This is a genomic window from Actinosynnema pretiosum (assembly GCF_024171695.1).
Taxonomy (GTDB): Bacteria; Actinomycetota; Actinomycetes; order Mycobacteriales; family Pseudonocardiaceae; genus Actinosynnema; species Actinosynnema pretiosum.
Map to the genome: position 1 here is coordinate 297,618 of NZ_JAMTCF010000011.1, position 14,367 is coordinate 311,984.

Below are 14,367 nucleotides of genomic sequence, written 5' to 3' on the forward strand. Positions count from 1 at the left end.
GGCACATGCGCTTCTGGAGGCTGGTTGGACTTGCCGGTGTCGCCGGGGTCGCGGCGACCGGTGTGGTGGTCGCGCGGGCCGAGCGCAAGCGCCGCGCCTACACGCCGGACGAGATCCGCGAGCGGTTGCACGCGAAGGCGGCCGAGAAGGCGGTCGAGCAGGGCTGACGCCCCGACGGCCCCTGATCGGCGCGGCTGACCGGCGCAACGCGGAGCGCGTGCGCGGGAACACGCGGTGTGCGGGGCAACGCTCTCGACGCGGCCGGGAACACACCGGGTGTGACGAGGGTGGGGAACGGGGCGCGGAAGCCGGAGCCGCCGGGTGGTCCGGGGTGCGCGGACCGCGACGACCGGGTGCTGTGGGAGCTGGCGGGGGCCGGTGACCGGGGGGCGTTCGGCGAGCTGTACCGGCGGCACGTCGAGGCGGTGTGGAACTACGCGTACCGGTTGACCGGGTCCTGGTCGGTCGCCGAGGACCTGACGTCGGCCACGTTCCTGGCGGCGTGGCGCAAGCTCGCGGACCTCACGCTGGTGAACGCGAGCGCCCGGCCGTGGCTGTTCACGGTGACCAGCAACCTGGCCATGCACGAGCACCGCAGCGGGGCGGTTCAGCCGCCTGCTCTCGCGCGTCCCGCTGGTGGAGGCCACCCGCGACCACGCCGACGACGTGGTGGACCGGGTGGACGCGGACCGCAGGCTGCGGGTGGTGCTGGACGCCGTGGCCGGGCTCCCGCGCGGTGAGCGGCGCGCGGTGGAGCTGTGCCTGCTGGGCGAGCTGCCCACCGCCGACGCGGCGGCCGTGCTCGGCATCGCCGAGGTGAGCGTGCGGGCGCGGATCTCGCGGGCCAGGGGCAGGCTGCGCGGGCTGCTCGGCGACATCGGGACCGGCGTGGTGGAGGAGGGACCGTGAGGGGGAGCGCTGACCTGCCCGAGCCGAGGCCGATGCCGGAGGCGCTGGCGGACGGGATCTGGGCGGCCGTCGAGCCGGGGCTGGACCTGGACCTGGACCGGCCGGGGGAGCGGTCCAGGAGGTGGCGCGCGCCGCTGGCGGTGGCGGCGTCGGTCGCGGCGCTGACGCTCGGGGTCGTGCAGGGGTTGCCGGGGGCGGAGGCGCCTCCGGAGGTCCGGGTGGCGAGGTACGAGGTGGCGGCGGGACCCAGGTCGGGGCTGGTCGGGGAGTGCCTGGAAGCGGCCGGCGCGCTGCCCGAGGGGTTCTGGCGGGAGGGGAGGCCCGCCGAAGGCCCCTGGCGGGCCGGGGTCCAGGTGGAGAACGAGGCCGGGGACACCTTCCTGGTGATCCGCTCGGACGTGCGCGCGGGGGTCTGCCTCATCCAGCACGGGCGGGCCGCAGCCGTCCTCGGCGGTGATTTCCTCGGGCAGCGCACCTATCCCGGGCTCACCGCCGAGCGGCCGTTCGGCAGCCTGACGTCGATGAACAAGCGCGAGGACGAGAACATCCACTTCGGGTTCACCTCCGACGAGGTGACCGGTGTGTCGCTGATCGGAGCGGGCGGTGGTTCGTCGCCCGCGACCGTCGTCGACGGGACGTTCGCGGTGAAGAACCAGTTCCCCGAGGACAGGGCGCCGCACAGCACCAACACCGTGGTGGCGACGCTGAGCGGGGGGGCGGGTGGTGGAGGGGCCGCTGCGGGAGTGGTGAGCCGGGGTCGTTCGGCGGGTGAACTAGTCTCACGCGGATGGGGAGAGAGATCGTCGTGGGGGTTTGCGCGCTGGTGGCGCTGGTGGGGTGTTCGACGTCCTCGCCCTCGTCGTCGGAGGAGGGCTCGGCGGCTCCCGCCACCACCGCCTCGGGACCGGCCGGTGTCGAGCGCTTGCAGCAGGACTGGTGGGCGTGGGCGGCGGGCCTGCCGGAGGAGACGAACCCGGTGCTGGACACCACCGGCGAGCACTGCGCCCGCGCGCAACCGGACGACCGCTGGTTGTTGGCGGGGTCGTTCGGGGAGACGCTGACGAGGGAGTGCGCCGTGCCCGCGGGCGTGCCGCTGGCGGGGCCCGCGGTGAACCTGGTGGCGGGCGACGAGGCGGAGTGCGCCGAGTTCATGGCGGACGCCGAGGGCGAGGTGACCCTGGACGGCGCGCCGGTCGCCCTGGACCGCGTGGAGTCGGCTCCGGTGCGCTTCACGGCCGTCGCGGGCAACCCGGTGACGAGGCGGGGCGGGGAGCAGGACCTGGTGGGGTGCGGGTTGTGGTTCAGCGTGCCGGGGTTGGCGCGGGGGGAGCACCGGGTGGTGATCAACGGGACGGGGACGGGGTTCGCGCTGTCGGTGACCTACGAGCTGACGGTGGGGTCGGCTGACTGAGAGGCGTTCCGGGGCGGGTTGAGTCCATCTATTCCTTCAGTGTGGAACGAAACCAGTCTCGAGCCGCATCGGTGGTTCGGTGATCGGGCTGCTCTCGGAGTGATCGGCCCCGCAGGGGCAGCCTGTCATCGGATTCGCGTGTCCGCGCCTCTCCAGCACGAACGAGATCCGCCGCGCCGCACCGACGCAGTGCCTGCCGAAGACGACCGGTCCACCGCGCAGTTCGACCCCGAGCAGGCGCAGGGCCACCCGGCGCCCGGCCCTGAAAGCGGCCCACCACCGCCGCTCGCGCGCCCGCAGGACGAGCAGCTGCGCCCACAGCGTGAGCTCCGCCCGGTGCCCACCGCCCGCTCTGGCCAGCACGATCCCGCGCTCTGCCACGGCCTCCGCCTTCGCGTGCTGGGCCGTGCGCGCGTAGTACCGGAACCACGTCCCGTCCAGAACCGCCGTGCTCACCCCGTTCTGCCCCAGGTGCTCGAAGGTCGCCGTGGCCCAGCGCAGGTGGAAGTGCGCTTCCCGCAACAACCCTCCGCTGACCAGGACCTCGGCGAGCCGCTGGTGGAAGAAGCCGTGCCCGAGCAGTTGGTCGTCGGACAGCGCCTCCGCCCTGACGTAGTGCTCGGCGGCGAGGTCGTGCTCACCCGCGCCGTGGTGGATGCGGCCGAGGAAGTGCACCGCCTCCGCGACGGCCTGCCTCGCCCCTCGAGGGCCCACCCGCCCCGGATCCAGCGCCACCGCTCGTTCCAGGTGCTCCCTCGCTGCTCCGGGGTTGGTGTAGAACAGGATCGTCCCCGTCGTGCACTCCACTTGGGCGGCTTGCCCCGGCGCCTCGCCCCGCCCGGTGATCCGCGCGCACTCCGCCAGCACCCGCCGAGCCCGCCGGTAACCGCTGAGGTCGACGTGGAGCTTGGCCAGCGCCAGCAGGGACTCGACCCGCTCCTCCGGCGAGACCGCAGCGGACACCGCACCCTCGATGAGCTCCCGGCGCAGTGGAGTGCTGTTGCTGGACCTGATCTCCAGCCGCGCGGCGGACAGCAGCAGCCGCGACACCGGGTGCCCGGCCCCGCGCAACCGTTCGATCAGCTCCAGCGCGCTGTCGTGCAGCTGCGGGTACCCGTCGAAGTCCCGCCCCGCGCCCGCGATCAGCACCGCGTCGAACGCGATCCGCACCAGTTCCGCCACCGCCCCCGCCTCGACCCCGCCCTCCACCACGACCGCCGCCCGCAGCAGCGTTCCCAGCTCGGGCACCGCCTCCGTCGTGGTGTGCGCCTCCGGTTCGGCGACCACGCGGGCGATCTTCACCGGGAAGCGCGCGCGGGCGCGGCGGGCGAACAGCTCCTGCCAGGCCGTCAGCGGTTCAGCCACGGTCGGCGCGCCAGGCGAGCGGGCAGGTGTACTGGTACAGCAGGCTGTGGATCGAGTACCGCCGGTTGCGGTCCGACGGGCGCACCAGGCCGAGCCTGCACGCGGTTTCCAGCACCGGGTCGAACGCCTCCGGAGCCACGCCGCTCTCCTCCAGCAACCCCCGGTACGACAGCGACCCACCCCGGCTCGCCGCGCAGAACGCGAACAGCAGCCCCAGCGCGTCCTCCTCGCCCGACCGGTCCCGCAGCTCGTCCAGCGACCGGTCGAACAGCCACGCCCGCACCCGTCCGCCCAACCGGTCTGCCGCCGTGCCCAGCTCGGCCAGCACCAGGTCCATCGAACGGCCCGTCACCAGGTAGCGGCGGCAGGCCAGTTTGATCAGGAACGGGTTGCCCTCGGTGATCGCGTGCAGCGGCGCGAGGTCCGCGTCGTCCGCCGCGCCCAGGTCCGTCCCCTCCGCCACCACGCGCACCAGGTCGCAGGACTGCTCCGGGGACAGCGGTCGCACGCGCACGTCGCTCACGTCCAGGTCGTCGCCCAGGACCGCCCACCGGGTGGTCGCCACGACCTTGTGCGGGTGCCGCAGGCCCAGCTCCCGCAACCGGCCGATCACCCGGTGCGCTGCGTGCACGTGCTCCAGGTTGTCGACCACGACCAGCAGCCGAGTCCCGGCCAGCTCGTGCCCCAGGAACCCGGACAGCGCCTGCTCCCACAGCGCCTGGTTCGCGGGCAGCGGGCACCCGAGCTGGCCGGAGACGATGCGGACCACATCGTGCCAGTGCACCGAGTGCAGCGCCGCGTCCTCCGCTTCCGACGACGAGAAGCGGCTGTTCTTGGCGGACGCCCACACGATGCGGTCGAACACGCCCTCGGCGGCGATCCTGGTCACCGCCGCGTGCGTGATCGCGGTCTTGCCCAGCCCGCCCGCGCCCGACACGGTCACCGCGGACGGGGCGTCCGCGCCGGAGATCGCGGTCACCAGGCGGGACACGGCCGCCTCGGCGTGGACCAGCGCCTCCGGTTCCAGCAGCGCGTGCGACGCCCAGTCCGCCACCGGCGCCCGAGGCCCGGTGTGCAGGTGCACGGCGCCGATGCGCTCCGCCTGGACGCTGGTGGTCACGGCGCCGTGCACGGTGTTCCGCACGTGCGGGTCGTCGCGCTGGGAGGGCACCCGGACATGGTCGCGCGCCCGCGCCCGACGATCACCGCAGAAAGCGGGGTCCCGCCGAGGGGATCACCAAGCCCCCGAGATCAGCGGCGTCAACCGGTCCGCCACCTTCCGGTGCCCCGCGTCGTTCGGGTGCACGTTGTCCACCGTGTCGGTCGACTCCACGATCCACCCCGTGGTGTCCACGAACCGGATCCGCGGATCCCCCACCGCCGCCACCGCCGCCTGGGTCTCCGCGACGTACCGGCCCCGGAACACCCGCAGCGCGAGCACCAGCGCGTTCGGGTACTTCTCCCGCACCCGCCGCAGCAGCGTCGTGTACCCCGCCTGGAACTGCGCCCCCGTCACGCCGTGGCCCACGTCGTTCGTGCCCAGGTTGACCACCACCGCGTCCGCCCGGTACCGGCCGAAGTCCCACAGGGGCGCGGTCGCCGCCAGGCCCGTGCGCAGCCAGCGGTCGCTCATGCCGATGCAGCCGTCCGCCGCCGGGTACAGGCACGCGCCGCCCACCGCGATCTGGGTGTGCGCCGCGCCCAGCCGCTCCCCGGTCAGCCAGGCGTACCCGGTCAGCGCCTGCTTCGACGACAGCTGCCCCACGGTGATCGAGTCGCCGATGAACTCCACCGTGCGCGCGGGCGTCGCCGGGGCGTAGGTGCGCGCGCCCGAGTCCAGCACCACGCCCCGGAACACCGCGTCCCCCTTGTACGAGCCCGCGATCGGCCGGTACGACACGCGCACCGTGTGGTTGCCCGCCTTCAGCGGGGTCGGGGTCAGGTTGACGGTGCCGCTCACGTTCGCGTGCAGCACGTCCGGGCCGCCGTCGACGCTCGCGTACAGGTCGATCGCGTTGCGCTGCTTGAGCTTCACGGTCGTTCCGGTGAAGCCGACCAGCACGTACGCGCCCGCCCACTCCGACACGTGCGCCGTCGGGTCCGCCGTGTTCCAGCGGCCGAAGTACTTCACGTTCGAGTCGGTCGGGGAGCCGTCGCCGGTCGCGGCCCCGGCGACGGGGGCGGCCAGGCCGGTGGCCAGCAGGGCGGCCAGGGCTGCGGTGATCACTCGGACGCCCATGTCAGATCCTCGCCGCGATGATCGGGGCGAGCCGGTCGGCGATCTTCGCCTGGCCCGCGTCGTTGGGGTGGCCGTCGCCGTCCACGTAGTCGGTCCCGGTGGTCAGCCAGCCGCTCGTGTCGACGAAGAACGCCCGCGCGTCACCGGTCGCCGCCACCGCCGCCCTGGTCTGCGCGGCGTACCGCTTCTTCAACGTCTGGAACGCGAAGATCGCCGCGTTCGGGTACTTCGCCCTGATGTCCCGCAGGAACTGGGTGTACGCCGCCTGGAATGCGCTTTCCGACACGCCGTGGCCGATGTCGTTGGTGCCCAGGTTCACCACGACCGCCGCCGCCTGGTACCGGCCGAAGTCCCAGTTCGCCGACCCCGTGCTGTCGGTGCGGAAGAACTGCGCCGACTGCCCGACGCACCCCGACCGCGCCACCAGGCAGTAGCCCGCGCGGGCGATCACGGTGCGCGGAAGGCCGAGTTTCTCGCCCACCAGCCAGCCGTACGAGGACAGCGCCAGCTTCGAGTCCAGGTAGCCCGCGGTGATCGAGTCGCCGACGAACTCCAGCACCTTGGCCGACGGCGTGAACGCCACCGTCCGCGCCCCGGTGTCCAGCGCGAGTCCGCCGAACACCGTGTCACCGGACCGGAACGCCACGCGCAGCGTGTGGTTGCCCGCCGCGAGCGGCGTCGGGGTCAGGTCGACGGTGCCGCGCACGCCCGCGTGGAACACGTCGGGCCCGCCGTCGACGCTGGTGTAGACGTTGACGGCGGCGCGCAGCTTGAGCTTCACCGTGGTGCCGGTGAACCCGGTCTGGAGGTAGGCGCCCGCCCAGTGCGGCACGCGCGGGTCGCCGGTGGCGTCCCAGCGGCCGACGTAGGAGATGTTCGGGTCGGACACCGGGATGTCCACCGCCGCCGAGGCGGTCGGGGCGAGCAGGGTGGTGGCGAGCGCGGTGGTCAGCAGGACCGCCGTCGACCTGGCCGCACCCCATGACGTCGCTGTCATGCGCGTGCCTTTCGCGAGAACGCGGTGTGCGGCGGTCCACCGGCATCCGTTGGGACCTCAGACCATGCAAGCCGGAAGCGCCCGCCGTCAACCGCGCGTCTCGATCGGCGCCCCCGCCAGGGGTCCGAGGGACCCGCCCGGTTACCCCGAGCGCGCGATCAGCTCGCCGTGCGCACCGCCCCGGAACGCGCTGGGCGGCGCCGGGACCCGGTCAGGCCGGGCGCGCCGCCGGACCTGACCGGGAAAACCCTTGCGGCAGCTCGAAGTGCTGGTAGTCGAGCGGCGTCTCCCAGCGCCCGCCCCAGGTCCAGCCCCGGCTCTCGAACGCGGTCACCACCGCGTCCCCGGCCACGATCAACCCCGGCGCAGGCACCGCGCGGTCCACGTACGGCGCGCCGCTCGGCGGGTACACCGCGCCGCTGGCCGACACGTACGGGTTCTGCACCGGGTTGAGGTCGATCGCCCGCCCGTACGAGTGGTTCGACCACGCCGTCCCGCCGGTGATCGGGCGGCAGTTGAACGCCGAGGTGTTGTTCGCCGCCATCGACGCGTCGTCGTCGGCGTCGTGCTTCTCCACCGTCTCCACGCGCTCCAGCGGGAAGCGCGCCTCGTACAGCTCCCGGAACACCTCGACGACGTCGCCCGCCACCGCCTCGGCGACCACCAGCTCACCCCGGTGCGCGGCCCCGTCGAAGCCGACGAAGTCCAGTGACACCAGGCGGAGCGCCTCGGGGCCGACCGGGCACCCCGCGCGCCAGCTGGCCCCCAGCCGCTCGGCGGTCACCTCCTCGACCTGCGCGGTGAACTCGGGAAGTCCGGGTTCGCAGGGCGGAACCGGTGCGGCCAGCGCGGTGGCGGCGGCGAGCGCGGCTGTGAGCGTCGTCAGAATCCCCATGATCACCACGATGGCCCCGCACGAGCGGCGGACAGCACCCCGAAGACCGGGAAGCCGAAGCGCCGCAACGGTTTCCCGGCGCTCAGCGGGCGCGTCGGGATGCCGAACTAGCCGGACTTCGCCACCAGCTCGTCCGCGACCCACCGCGCCACCCGCTCCGGGTACGGCGCGGACAGCCCGAGCACCACGTGCGAGAACCCGAGCTCCAGCGCCCGCCCGATCTCCGCGCGGGTGCGCTCCGGGTGCTCGTACGAGGCCTGGAGCACCGTGGACCTGGTGATCGAGCGGGGATCGCGGCCGATCTCCGCGCAGTACCGGTCCAGCCGCGCCGACCGGGTCGCGGCGGCCTCCAGGTCGTGCCCCGGCGCGTTCCAGACGTCCGCGTGCTCGGCGGCCACCCGCAGCGTCGCGGACGCCACCCCGCCGATCAGGATCGGCGGGTGCGGGCGCTGCACGGGCTTGGGGTTGCCGAACGCCCCGGTGAGCCGCACGTGCTCGCCGCGGAAGTCGAACGGCTCGTCCTCGGTCCACAGCCGCCGGATCACCGCGCACGCCTCGGCGAGCGCGGCCACCGCGTGCTCGGCGTCGTGGTACGGCAGGCCGTGCGCCTCGTACTCCACCCGCGCCACCGGGTGGCTCGGCCGCGACCCCGCGCCGATGCCCAGGTCCAGCCGCCCGCCGGACACCACGTCGACCGTCGTGGCCATCTTCGCGAGCAGCGCGGGCGGGCGGAACCGGTTGCTGGTCACCATGACGCCCAGCCGCAGCCGCGAGGTCAGCGCGGCGAGCGCGGACAGCAGCGTCCAGCCCTCGAGCGCCGGGCCGGTGACCGGGCCGCCGATCGGCATCAGGTGGTCGAACAGCCAGGCGTGCTCGATCGCCGTGATCCCGTCGGCCTCCCGCCACACCCGCAGCACGTCCGCGTAGTCGACCTGCTGCTGCGGCGTCATGATCCCGAAGCTGGGCCTCACCTCCCCTTCACCCAGCCGATCGCGGCGTCCAGGGCGGAGGACTCGACGGTCCACGCCGCGTCGTCGCCGCCCAGCGCGCCCAGCAGGTAGGCGGTGGTGAGCCGGGCGATCGCGGCGACCCGCTCGGGGTTCTCGTCCGTGGTCGCGGCGGCCCCTCGGCCCTGGATGCCGCCGAGCGTGTGCTCACCGCCGACCAGGGTGAGCAGGTGCGTCGCGCCGGGGGCGTGGTGGAAGGCGTCGGTGAACCAGTCCGGGCCCCTGGTGGCGGTGAGCGCGGACTGGTCGGCGTCCCCGGCCACGACCAGCGCGGGCGTGGTCAGCTCGGCGAAGCTCGGGCTCATGAACGGGAAGTGCTCGGCCGCGAACGGGCTCAGGTCCGCCCCGCCCAGCCCGGTGGCGGCGAGCAGGACGCCCGCGCGGACGCGGTGGTCGGACAGGTCCTCGCCGGGGACGCCCGAGGCGTCCAGGACGCGCGCGCCGAGCAGCACCCCGGCGGTCTGCGCGCCGTAGGAGTGGCCCGCGACGGCGATCCGGGCGCGGTCGATCCGGCCGGTGAGGCCGGGGACGGCGGCCTCGACCTCGTCGAGCGCGTCGAGCACGCGGGTGAGGTCGGCGACGCGGTGCCGCCAGATCAGCGGGGTGCGGGGGTCCTCGGGCGGCAGGGCGAGGGTGCGCGAGTCCAGGTGGGTGGGCTGCACGACGGCGAAGCCGTGCGCGGTCCAGTGGTCGACCAGCGGGTCGTAGGAGTCCAGGGACTCGCCGAAGCCGTGCGAGAGCAGGATCAGCGGCAGGCCGGTCCCGGTGGCGGGGGCGGTGACGCGCACGTGCAGGTCGGCGCCCCGGTCGGGGGCGGGGATCACGACGGGCTTGGCGGAGAGCGTGGTCACGGGCGTGCTCCAAGAGGGGGAGTGGTCCGAACCCGCACGGCGCGGGTTAAGCGGAACCTTGTTCCACAAAAGATACGGAACATGGTTCCGCTTGGCAAACCCCCTACTCAAGCGACCTCAGGGGGTGTCACCACGCCCTCGGCGGCCAGTCGCGCGCCCCGCCCGTCGGGCCGTGGTCGACCTCGGTGGGGAACCGGGGGCGGTCCTGCCCGACGAGGCTGGTGAACAGCGTTGCCAAAAGTGGCGCCCAACGCCCTGAACAGCCACAACGTCCCGCGATTACCTTTGTCACCCCGAGCCGGTGACACAAGATCACTACCGCCCGACGACCCGTCCCGGCAGCCTTCCCGGCATGGGAACGGAACAGGCGGTCCTCACCGCCGAGGGACTGCGGCACCGCTACGGGGACCTGGTCGCGCTCGACGGCGTCGACCTGCGCGTCGACCCCGGCGAGTGCGTCGTGCTGCTCGGCCCGAACGGCGCGGGCAAGTCCACGCTCGTCTCGCTCGTCATCGGACTGCGCGCCCCCCAGCACGGCGCCGTGCGCGTCCTCGGCGGCGACCCCCGCCGCACCGCCACCCGCAGGCGGCTCGGCGTCGCCCAGCAGGCGCTCGGCTTCCCCACCACCCTCACCGTCGCCGAGCTGGTCACCGGTGCGGCCGTCCGGGGCGGCCTGCGCTCCTCGGCCGCCAAGCCGATCATGGCCGAGCTGGGGCTCACCGACCTCGGCCGCAAGCGCGTCGCCGCGCTCTCCGGCGGTCAGAAGCAGCGCGTCCAGCTCGCCATGGCGCTGGTCACCGACCCCGCGCTGCTCGTGCTCGACGAGCCCACCACCGGCCTGGACACCCAGGCCCGCAGGGACTTCTGGCGCCTGGTGGAGCAGCGCCGCGCACGCGGCGTCGGCGTGCTGGTCACCACGCACGTGATCGAGGAGGCCGCCGCCGTCGCCAACCGGGTCGTCGTGCTCGACCGGGGGACCGTCCTGGTCGACGCCACCCCGACCGAGCTGGTGTCCCGGCTGCCCGACCGCACCATCACCGCCACCACCACCCTGGACGTGACCGCGCTGCGCGCGCTGCCCGGCGTGCTCTCCGCCACCCGCGAGCACGACGTGGCCACCGTCCAGACCCGCGCGCCCGAGACCGTGCTGCGCGCCCTGCTCGACCTCGACCCCGCGCTCGCCAGGCTGCGGGTGCGGGACGCCGGACTGGAAGAGGCCGTGCTCGCGCTGACGGCGGCCCGTGACGAGGAGGAGGCGGCGTGAACTCGTTGCGGCTCAGGGTTTTCGGCGTCGAACTGCGGGACGAGCTGCGCGGCGTCGTGCGCGAGCCCACCGCGCTGTTCTTCGGCGTCGTCATGCCGGTCGGGATCTTCGTGCTCTTCAACCTCCTCTACGGCGGGCAGGTCAACCAGGGGCTCTCGGCGGGCACCGCCATGGTCGCCACCTTCGGCGCGTACGGCGTGATCACCGTCGCCTCGCTGCAACCCGGCGTCGGTGTGGCCCAGGACCGCGACCTGGGGTGGTTGCGGGTCAAGCGGGTCTCCGCCGTGCCGGTGCCGATCACCCTGGCCGCCAAGGCCTTCGCGGGCCTGCTGCACGGCGCCGCGGTGCTCGTGCTGCTGGGGACCGCCGCCGCGCTCCTGGGCACCCTGCACGCCTCGCCGCTCGCCCTGCTGCGCCTGGCCGCCGTGCTGCTGCTCGGCACGATCCCGTTCACGCTGCTCAGCGTCTCGGTCGGCTTCCAGCTGCGCACCAACGCCGCCATGGCCGTGCTCAACGCCGCCCTGTTCCCGCTGGCCGTGCTGTCCGGCCTGTGGATGCCGATCGAGCTGCTCCCCAACGCCGTCGGGCAGCTCGCCCGCTTCCTGCCCACCTACCACCTCGCGCAGCTCGGCCTCGCCCAGCTCGGCGCCGGGAACTCGGGAGTCCACCTGCTCGCGCTCCTGGTCACCGGGGCCGTCGCCGCGGGCGTCGCGGCCCTGTCGTACCGTCACGCCCGGACATGAGCCACGACACCGCCGAACCCCCGCCCAGGACCGCCGCCGAGCTGCTGCGCACCTGGGAGTGGGTGCACCTCGGGTACCTGCTCTTCGTGCTCGCCCAGCCCTGGCTCACCCCGCACCCCGCGCCCTGGGAGTGGCCGCTCGCGTTCGCGGTGTGCGCGATCACCCCCGTGCTGTGGGGGAAGGCGTTGCACGCCAACGGTTCCCCGCGCCGCACCTGGTCCGCGATCGTGCCGATGGCGGTGCTCGGCACCCTGGTCACCCCGGTCAACGCGGGCGCCAGCGTGCTGTTCGTCTACGCGGCGGCGGCGGGCGGGGCCGCGCTGCCCCGGCACGTCGCGCGCCTGTGGTTCGCCGGGCTGACCGGGCTGGACGTGCTCACCACGCTCCTGTCCCAGGTCCCGATGCCGCACCGGTTGTGGAGCTTCATGCCCGCGCTCGTGCTGATCTGGGCCATCGGGCTGCTGGAGATCCAGCAGCGGGACCGCCGCCAGCAGACGGAGAACGAGCGGTTGCGCGCCGCGCAGGCCGAGCTGCTCGCCGCCGTCGCCGAGCGCGAGCGCATCGCCCGCGACCTGCACGACCTGCTCGGCCACTCGCTCACCGCCGTCGTGCTGCGCGCCCAGCTCACCAGGGAGCTGATCGCGGTCGACCCGGAGCGGGCGCGCGCCGAGGCCGAGGAGATCGAGCGCAACGCCCGCGAGGCGCTGGCCGAGGTGCGCGCCACCGTCACGGGCTGGCGGCGCACCAGCGTCCGCGCCGAGCTGGAGGCCGCGCGGCGCGCGCTCGCCGGGACCGGCGTGGTGCTGCGGATCGACCCGGACGAGGTGCCGGAGCTGAGCGGGCCGGTCGACCACGCGCTCGGGCTGGCGCTGCGGGAGGCGGTGACGAACGTGGTGCGGCACGCGCGGGCGAGCCGGTGTCGGATCGGGGTGGACGTCGAGGGGGAGCGGGTGCGGCTGGTGGTGCGGGACGACGGGATCGGCGGGGACGGCGGCGAGGGCGGCGGGCTGTCCGGGCTGCGCGAGCGGATCACCGCGCTGGGCGGCGAGGTCCGGCGCGACGGCGCGACCGGCACGACGCTGACGATCACCGTCCCGACGGGGGTGACCGGGTGATCCGGGTGGTGCTGGCCGAGGACCAGGGCATGGTGCTGGGCGCGTTCGCGGCCCTGCTCGACCTCCAGCCGGACGTGACCGTCGTGGCCACCGCGACCACCGGCGACGACGCGCTCGCGGCCGTCCGCGCGCACCGGCCGGACGTGCTGGTCACCGACATCGAGATGCCCGGCCGCACCGGGCTGGACGTGGCCGTGGCGCTGCGGGAGGCGGGCGACCCGACGCGGGTGCTGATCGTGACCACGTTCGCCCGCAGCGGTTACCTGCGGCGCGCGGTCGACGCCGGGGTGCTGGGGTACGTGCTCAAGGACTCGCCGATCGGCGAGCTGGCGACCGCGCTGCGCCGGGTGCACGCGGGGGAGCGGGTCGTCGCGCCGGAGCTGGCCGTGGCCGCCTGGGACGCGGCCGACCCGCTCACCGAGCGGGAGCGCGAGCTGCTGCGCGAGGTCGCGACGGGCGCGGGCAACGCGGAGATCGCCGCGCGGCTGAACCTGGCCGAGGGCACGGTCCGCAACTACCTGTCCACGGCGATGGCGAAGCTCGCCGCCCGCAACCGGACCGAGGCGGCGAGGACCGCTCGGGACCGGGGGTGGTTGTAGCGGCGTCCCGCCGGGGTGGCGGGACGCCGCCCGCCGTCAGGAGCGCTGGGCCCGCTCGTGCAGCTTCGCGGTGATACCCCTGCTGAACCGCGGCCCCACCAGGTGCCGGGTGCACGTGGACGTGCCCCACTCGCACCAGTTGCCCGCGTCGTCCAGGTAGGTGCTCTGGGTGTTCACCCCCACCACCGCCCCGCGCGCCACGCGCGGCCCGCCGCTGGAGCCGCCGCCCATGTCGCACGGCACGCCCCACAGGTTCTCCGGCCCCAGCTCCGGGTGGCCGGGGTCGGGGCGCGGGGTGCCCCAGCAGCGGGCCATCCGCATCCCGGTGAACTCCGGCCTGCCCTGGTGTCCTGGCCGGTTCGCGGCGCGCGGGTAGCCGTACTCGGTCGCGGGCAGCCCGCCCGGCCTGCCGTACGCGATCGGCAGCGCCGCGTCGGAGGGGCGGTCCAGCACCAGGAAGGCCTGGTCGTGCTCGGAGCGCTGGTCGTCGGCCACCCAGGTCGAGCTGACCACGACCCGCTCGACCACGAACGACCCGTGCGGTCGCCCGCCGTCCGCGAATCCGGGCACGAACAGCATCTTCTCGTGCCACACCGGGTCCTCGCCGATCAGGTTCAGGGTGTGCGCGCAGTGCCCGCCGGTCACCGCCGTGCGCCGGTTCGCGCTCCGCACCAGGGTCGCGGTGCAGCTCTCGTCCTCGCCCCGGTTGACGAAGAACAGCCTGCCCACCACCCGGTTGACCCACTCCGCGTCGGCGGGCGCCCCGTCCGGGCCGTCCTCGGCGGGCGCGCCCGGCGTCACCTCGCCGGACGGCATGGCCGCGATCCGCTCCGGGGTCCAGTGCGCCAGCACGCTGGTGGTGTCGAGGTCGTGCACGACGACCGAGATCCGGGCCGCCTCGGGGGACCCGGCCGCGCTCGCGGTCGCGGGGACCACGAGCGCGAGCGCGGCGATGGCTGTCAGCGTTCGCAT

General features: G+C 74.4%; 15 protein-coding genes and 1 pseudogene. 7 read left to right on the forward strand and 9 right to left on the reverse strand.

Annotated elements, in window-relative coordinates; translation table 11 throughout:
• Positions 1–5: 5 nt before the first annotated feature.
• Both LV78_RS23560 and LV78_RS23565 read left to right on the forward strand, forming a co-directional pair.
• Positions 6–167 carry a hypothetical protein gene (locus LV78_RS23560; protein WP_253847788.1) on the forward strand — a complete coding sequence of 54 codons (162 nt, stop codon included), beginning with the start codon at positions 6–8 and terminating at the stop codon, positions 165–167.
• A gap of 120 nt (positions 168–287) precedes the next feature.
• Positions 288–909, forward strand: a pseudogene (locus tag LV78_RS23565) (RNA polymerase sigma factor).
• Positions 910–1,384: 475 nt separating this feature from the next.
• Here the strand turns inward: LV78_RS23565 and LV78_RS23570 are convergent.
• Complete coding sequence (locus tag LV78_RS23570; RefSeq protein WP_253847789.1) at positions 1,385–1,600, reverse strand: hypothetical protein; 216 nt, start codon at positions 1,598–1,600, stop codon at positions 1,385–1,387.
• 96 nt (positions 1,601–1,696) lie between these two features.
• Here LV78_RS23570 and LV78_RS23575 point away from each other — a divergent pair, with 96 nt between their 5' ends.
• Entirely contained in the window at positions 1,697–2,320 is a 624-nt protein-coding gene (locus tag LV78_RS23575; RefSeq protein ID WP_253847790.1) for a hypothetical protein, read from the forward strand.
• 36 nt (positions 2,321–2,356) lie between these two features.
• On the opposite strand, the gene LV78_RS23580 is transcribed toward LV78_RS23575, so the two are convergent.
• The 7 genes from LV78_RS23580 to LV78_RS23610 form a co-directional block, all read right to left on the reverse strand.
• Positions 2,357–3,685, reverse strand: a complete 1,329-nt coding sequence (locus LV78_RS23580; RefSeq protein ID WP_253847791.1) for a hypothetical protein — start codon at positions 3,683–3,685, stop codon at positions 2,357–2,359.
• Complete coding sequence (locus LV78_RS23585; RefSeq protein WP_253847792.1) at positions 3,678–4,856, reverse strand: NB-ARC domain-containing protein; 1,179 nt, start codon at positions 4,854–4,856, stop codon at positions 3,678–3,680. The genes LV78_RS23580 and LV78_RS23585 overlap by 8 nt, the downstream gene beginning before the upstream one ends.
• Positions 4,857–4,919: 63 nt before the next feature.
• A complete protein-coding gene (locus tag LV78_RS23590) occupies positions 4,920–5,924 on the reverse strand; it encodes an SGNH/GDSL hydrolase family protein (RefSeq protein WP_253847793.1) in 1,005 nt (334 codons plus the stop codon).
• A gap of 1 nt (position 5,925) precedes the next feature.
• Positions 5,926–6,921 carry an SGNH/GDSL hydrolase family protein gene (locus LV78_RS23595; protein ID WP_253847794.1) on the reverse strand — a complete coding sequence of 332 codons (996 nt, stop codon included), beginning with the start codon at positions 6,919–6,921 and terminating at the stop codon, positions 5,926–5,928.
• A 211-nt stretch (positions 6,922–7,132) separates the two neighbouring features.
• Positions 7,133–7,816, reverse strand: coding sequence for a M15 family metallopeptidase (locus LV78_RS23600; RefSeq protein WP_253847795.1), 684 nt, complete (start codon positions 7,814–7,816; stop codon positions 7,133–7,135).
• A 107-nt stretch (positions 7,817–7,923) separates the two neighbouring features.
• Positions 7,924–8,766, reverse strand: coding sequence for an LLM class flavin-dependent oxidoreductase (locus LV78_RS23605; protein WP_253847796.1), 843 nt, complete (start codon positions 8,764–8,766; stop codon positions 7,924–7,926).
• 17 nt (positions 8,767–8,783) lie between these two features.
• Complete coding sequence (locus tag LV78_RS23610; RefSeq protein ID WP_253847797.1) at positions 8,784–9,674, reverse strand: alpha/beta hydrolase family protein; 891 nt, start codon at positions 9,672–9,674, stop codon at positions 8,784–8,786.
• A 352-nt stretch (positions 9,675–10,026) separates the two neighbouring features.
• Here LV78_RS23610 and LV78_RS23615 point away from each other — a divergent pair, with 352 nt between their 5' ends.
• Genes LV78_RS23615 through LV78_RS23630 form a run of 4 tightly spaced genes read left to right on the forward strand, consistent with a single transcriptional unit; the run spans position 10,027 to position 13,395 of the window.
• On the forward strand, positions 10,027–10,938 hold the full coding sequence (locus tag LV78_RS23615; protein ID WP_253847798.1) for an ABC transporter ATP-binding protein: 912 nt from the start codon (positions 10,027–10,029) through the stop codon (positions 10,936–10,938).
• Positions 10,935–11,681 (forward strand): ABC transporter permease, encoded by a 747-nt coding sequence (locus LV78_RS23620; protein ID WP_253847799.1) that lies wholly within the window; start codon positions 10,935–10,937, stop codon positions 11,679–11,681. Before LV78_RS23615 ends, LV78_RS23620 begins: the two co-directional genes overlap by 4 nt.
• A complete protein-coding gene (locus LV78_RS23625) occupies positions 11,678–12,796 on the forward strand; it encodes a sensor histidine kinase (RefSeq protein WP_253847800.1) in 1,119 nt (372 codons plus the stop codon). Before LV78_RS23620 ends, LV78_RS23625 begins: the two co-directional genes overlap by 4 nt.
• Positions 12,793–13,395: a response regulator transcription factor gene (locus LV78_RS23630; protein ID WP_253847801.1), complete on the forward strand. Its 603-nt coding sequence runs from the start codon at positions 12,793–12,795 to the stop codon at positions 13,393–13,395. Before LV78_RS23625 ends, LV78_RS23630 begins: the two co-directional genes overlap by 4 nt.
• Before the next feature lie 36 nt (positions 13,396–13,431).
• Here the strand turns inward: LV78_RS23630 and LV78_RS23635 are convergent, their stop codons facing one another.
• Positions 13,432–14,367, reverse strand: coding sequence for a trypsin-like serine peptidase (locus LV78_RS23635; RefSeq protein WP_253847802.1), 936 nt, complete (start codon positions 14,365–14,367; stop codon positions 13,432–13,434).

Excerpts from the sequence above, each read along its gene's own strand:
- LV78_RS23560 (WP_253847788.1), top strand. The coding sequence starts at position 6 with ATGCGCTTCTGGAGGCTGGTTGGACTTGCCGGTGTCGCCGGGGTCGCG.
- LV78_RS23635 (WP_253847802.1), bottom strand. The coding sequence starts at position 14,367 with ATGCGAACGCTGACAGCCATCGCCGCGCTCGCGCTCGTGGTCCCCGCG.
- LV78_RS23625 (WP_253847800.1), top strand. The coding sequence starts at position 11,678 with ATGAGCCACGACACCGCCGAACCCCCGCCCAGGACCGCCGCCGAGCTG.
- LV78_RS23605 (WP_253847796.1), bottom strand. The coding sequence starts at position 8,766 with ATGACGCCGCAGCAGCAGGTCGACTACGCGGACGTGCTGCGGGTGTGG.
- LV78_RS23615 (WP_253847798.1), top strand. The coding sequence starts at position 10,027 with ATGGGAACGGAACAGGCGGTCCTCACCGCCGAGGGACTGCGGCACCGC.
- LV78_RS23575 (WP_253847790.1), top strand. The coding sequence starts at position 1,697 with ATGGGGAGAGAGATCGTCGTGGGGGTTTGCGCGCTGGTGGCGCTGGTG.
- LV78_RS23590 (WP_253847793.1), bottom strand. The coding sequence starts at position 5,924 with ATGGGCGTCCGAGTGATCACCGCAGCCCTGGCCGCCCTGCTGGCCACC.
- LV78_RS23600 (WP_253847795.1), bottom strand. The coding sequence starts at position 7,816 with ATGGGGATTCTGACGACGCTCACAGCCGCGCTCGCCGCCGCCACCGCG.
- LV78_RS23595 (WP_253847794.1), bottom strand. The coding sequence starts at position 6,921 with ATGACAGCGACGTCATGGGGTGCGGCCAGGTCGACGGCGGTCCTGCTG.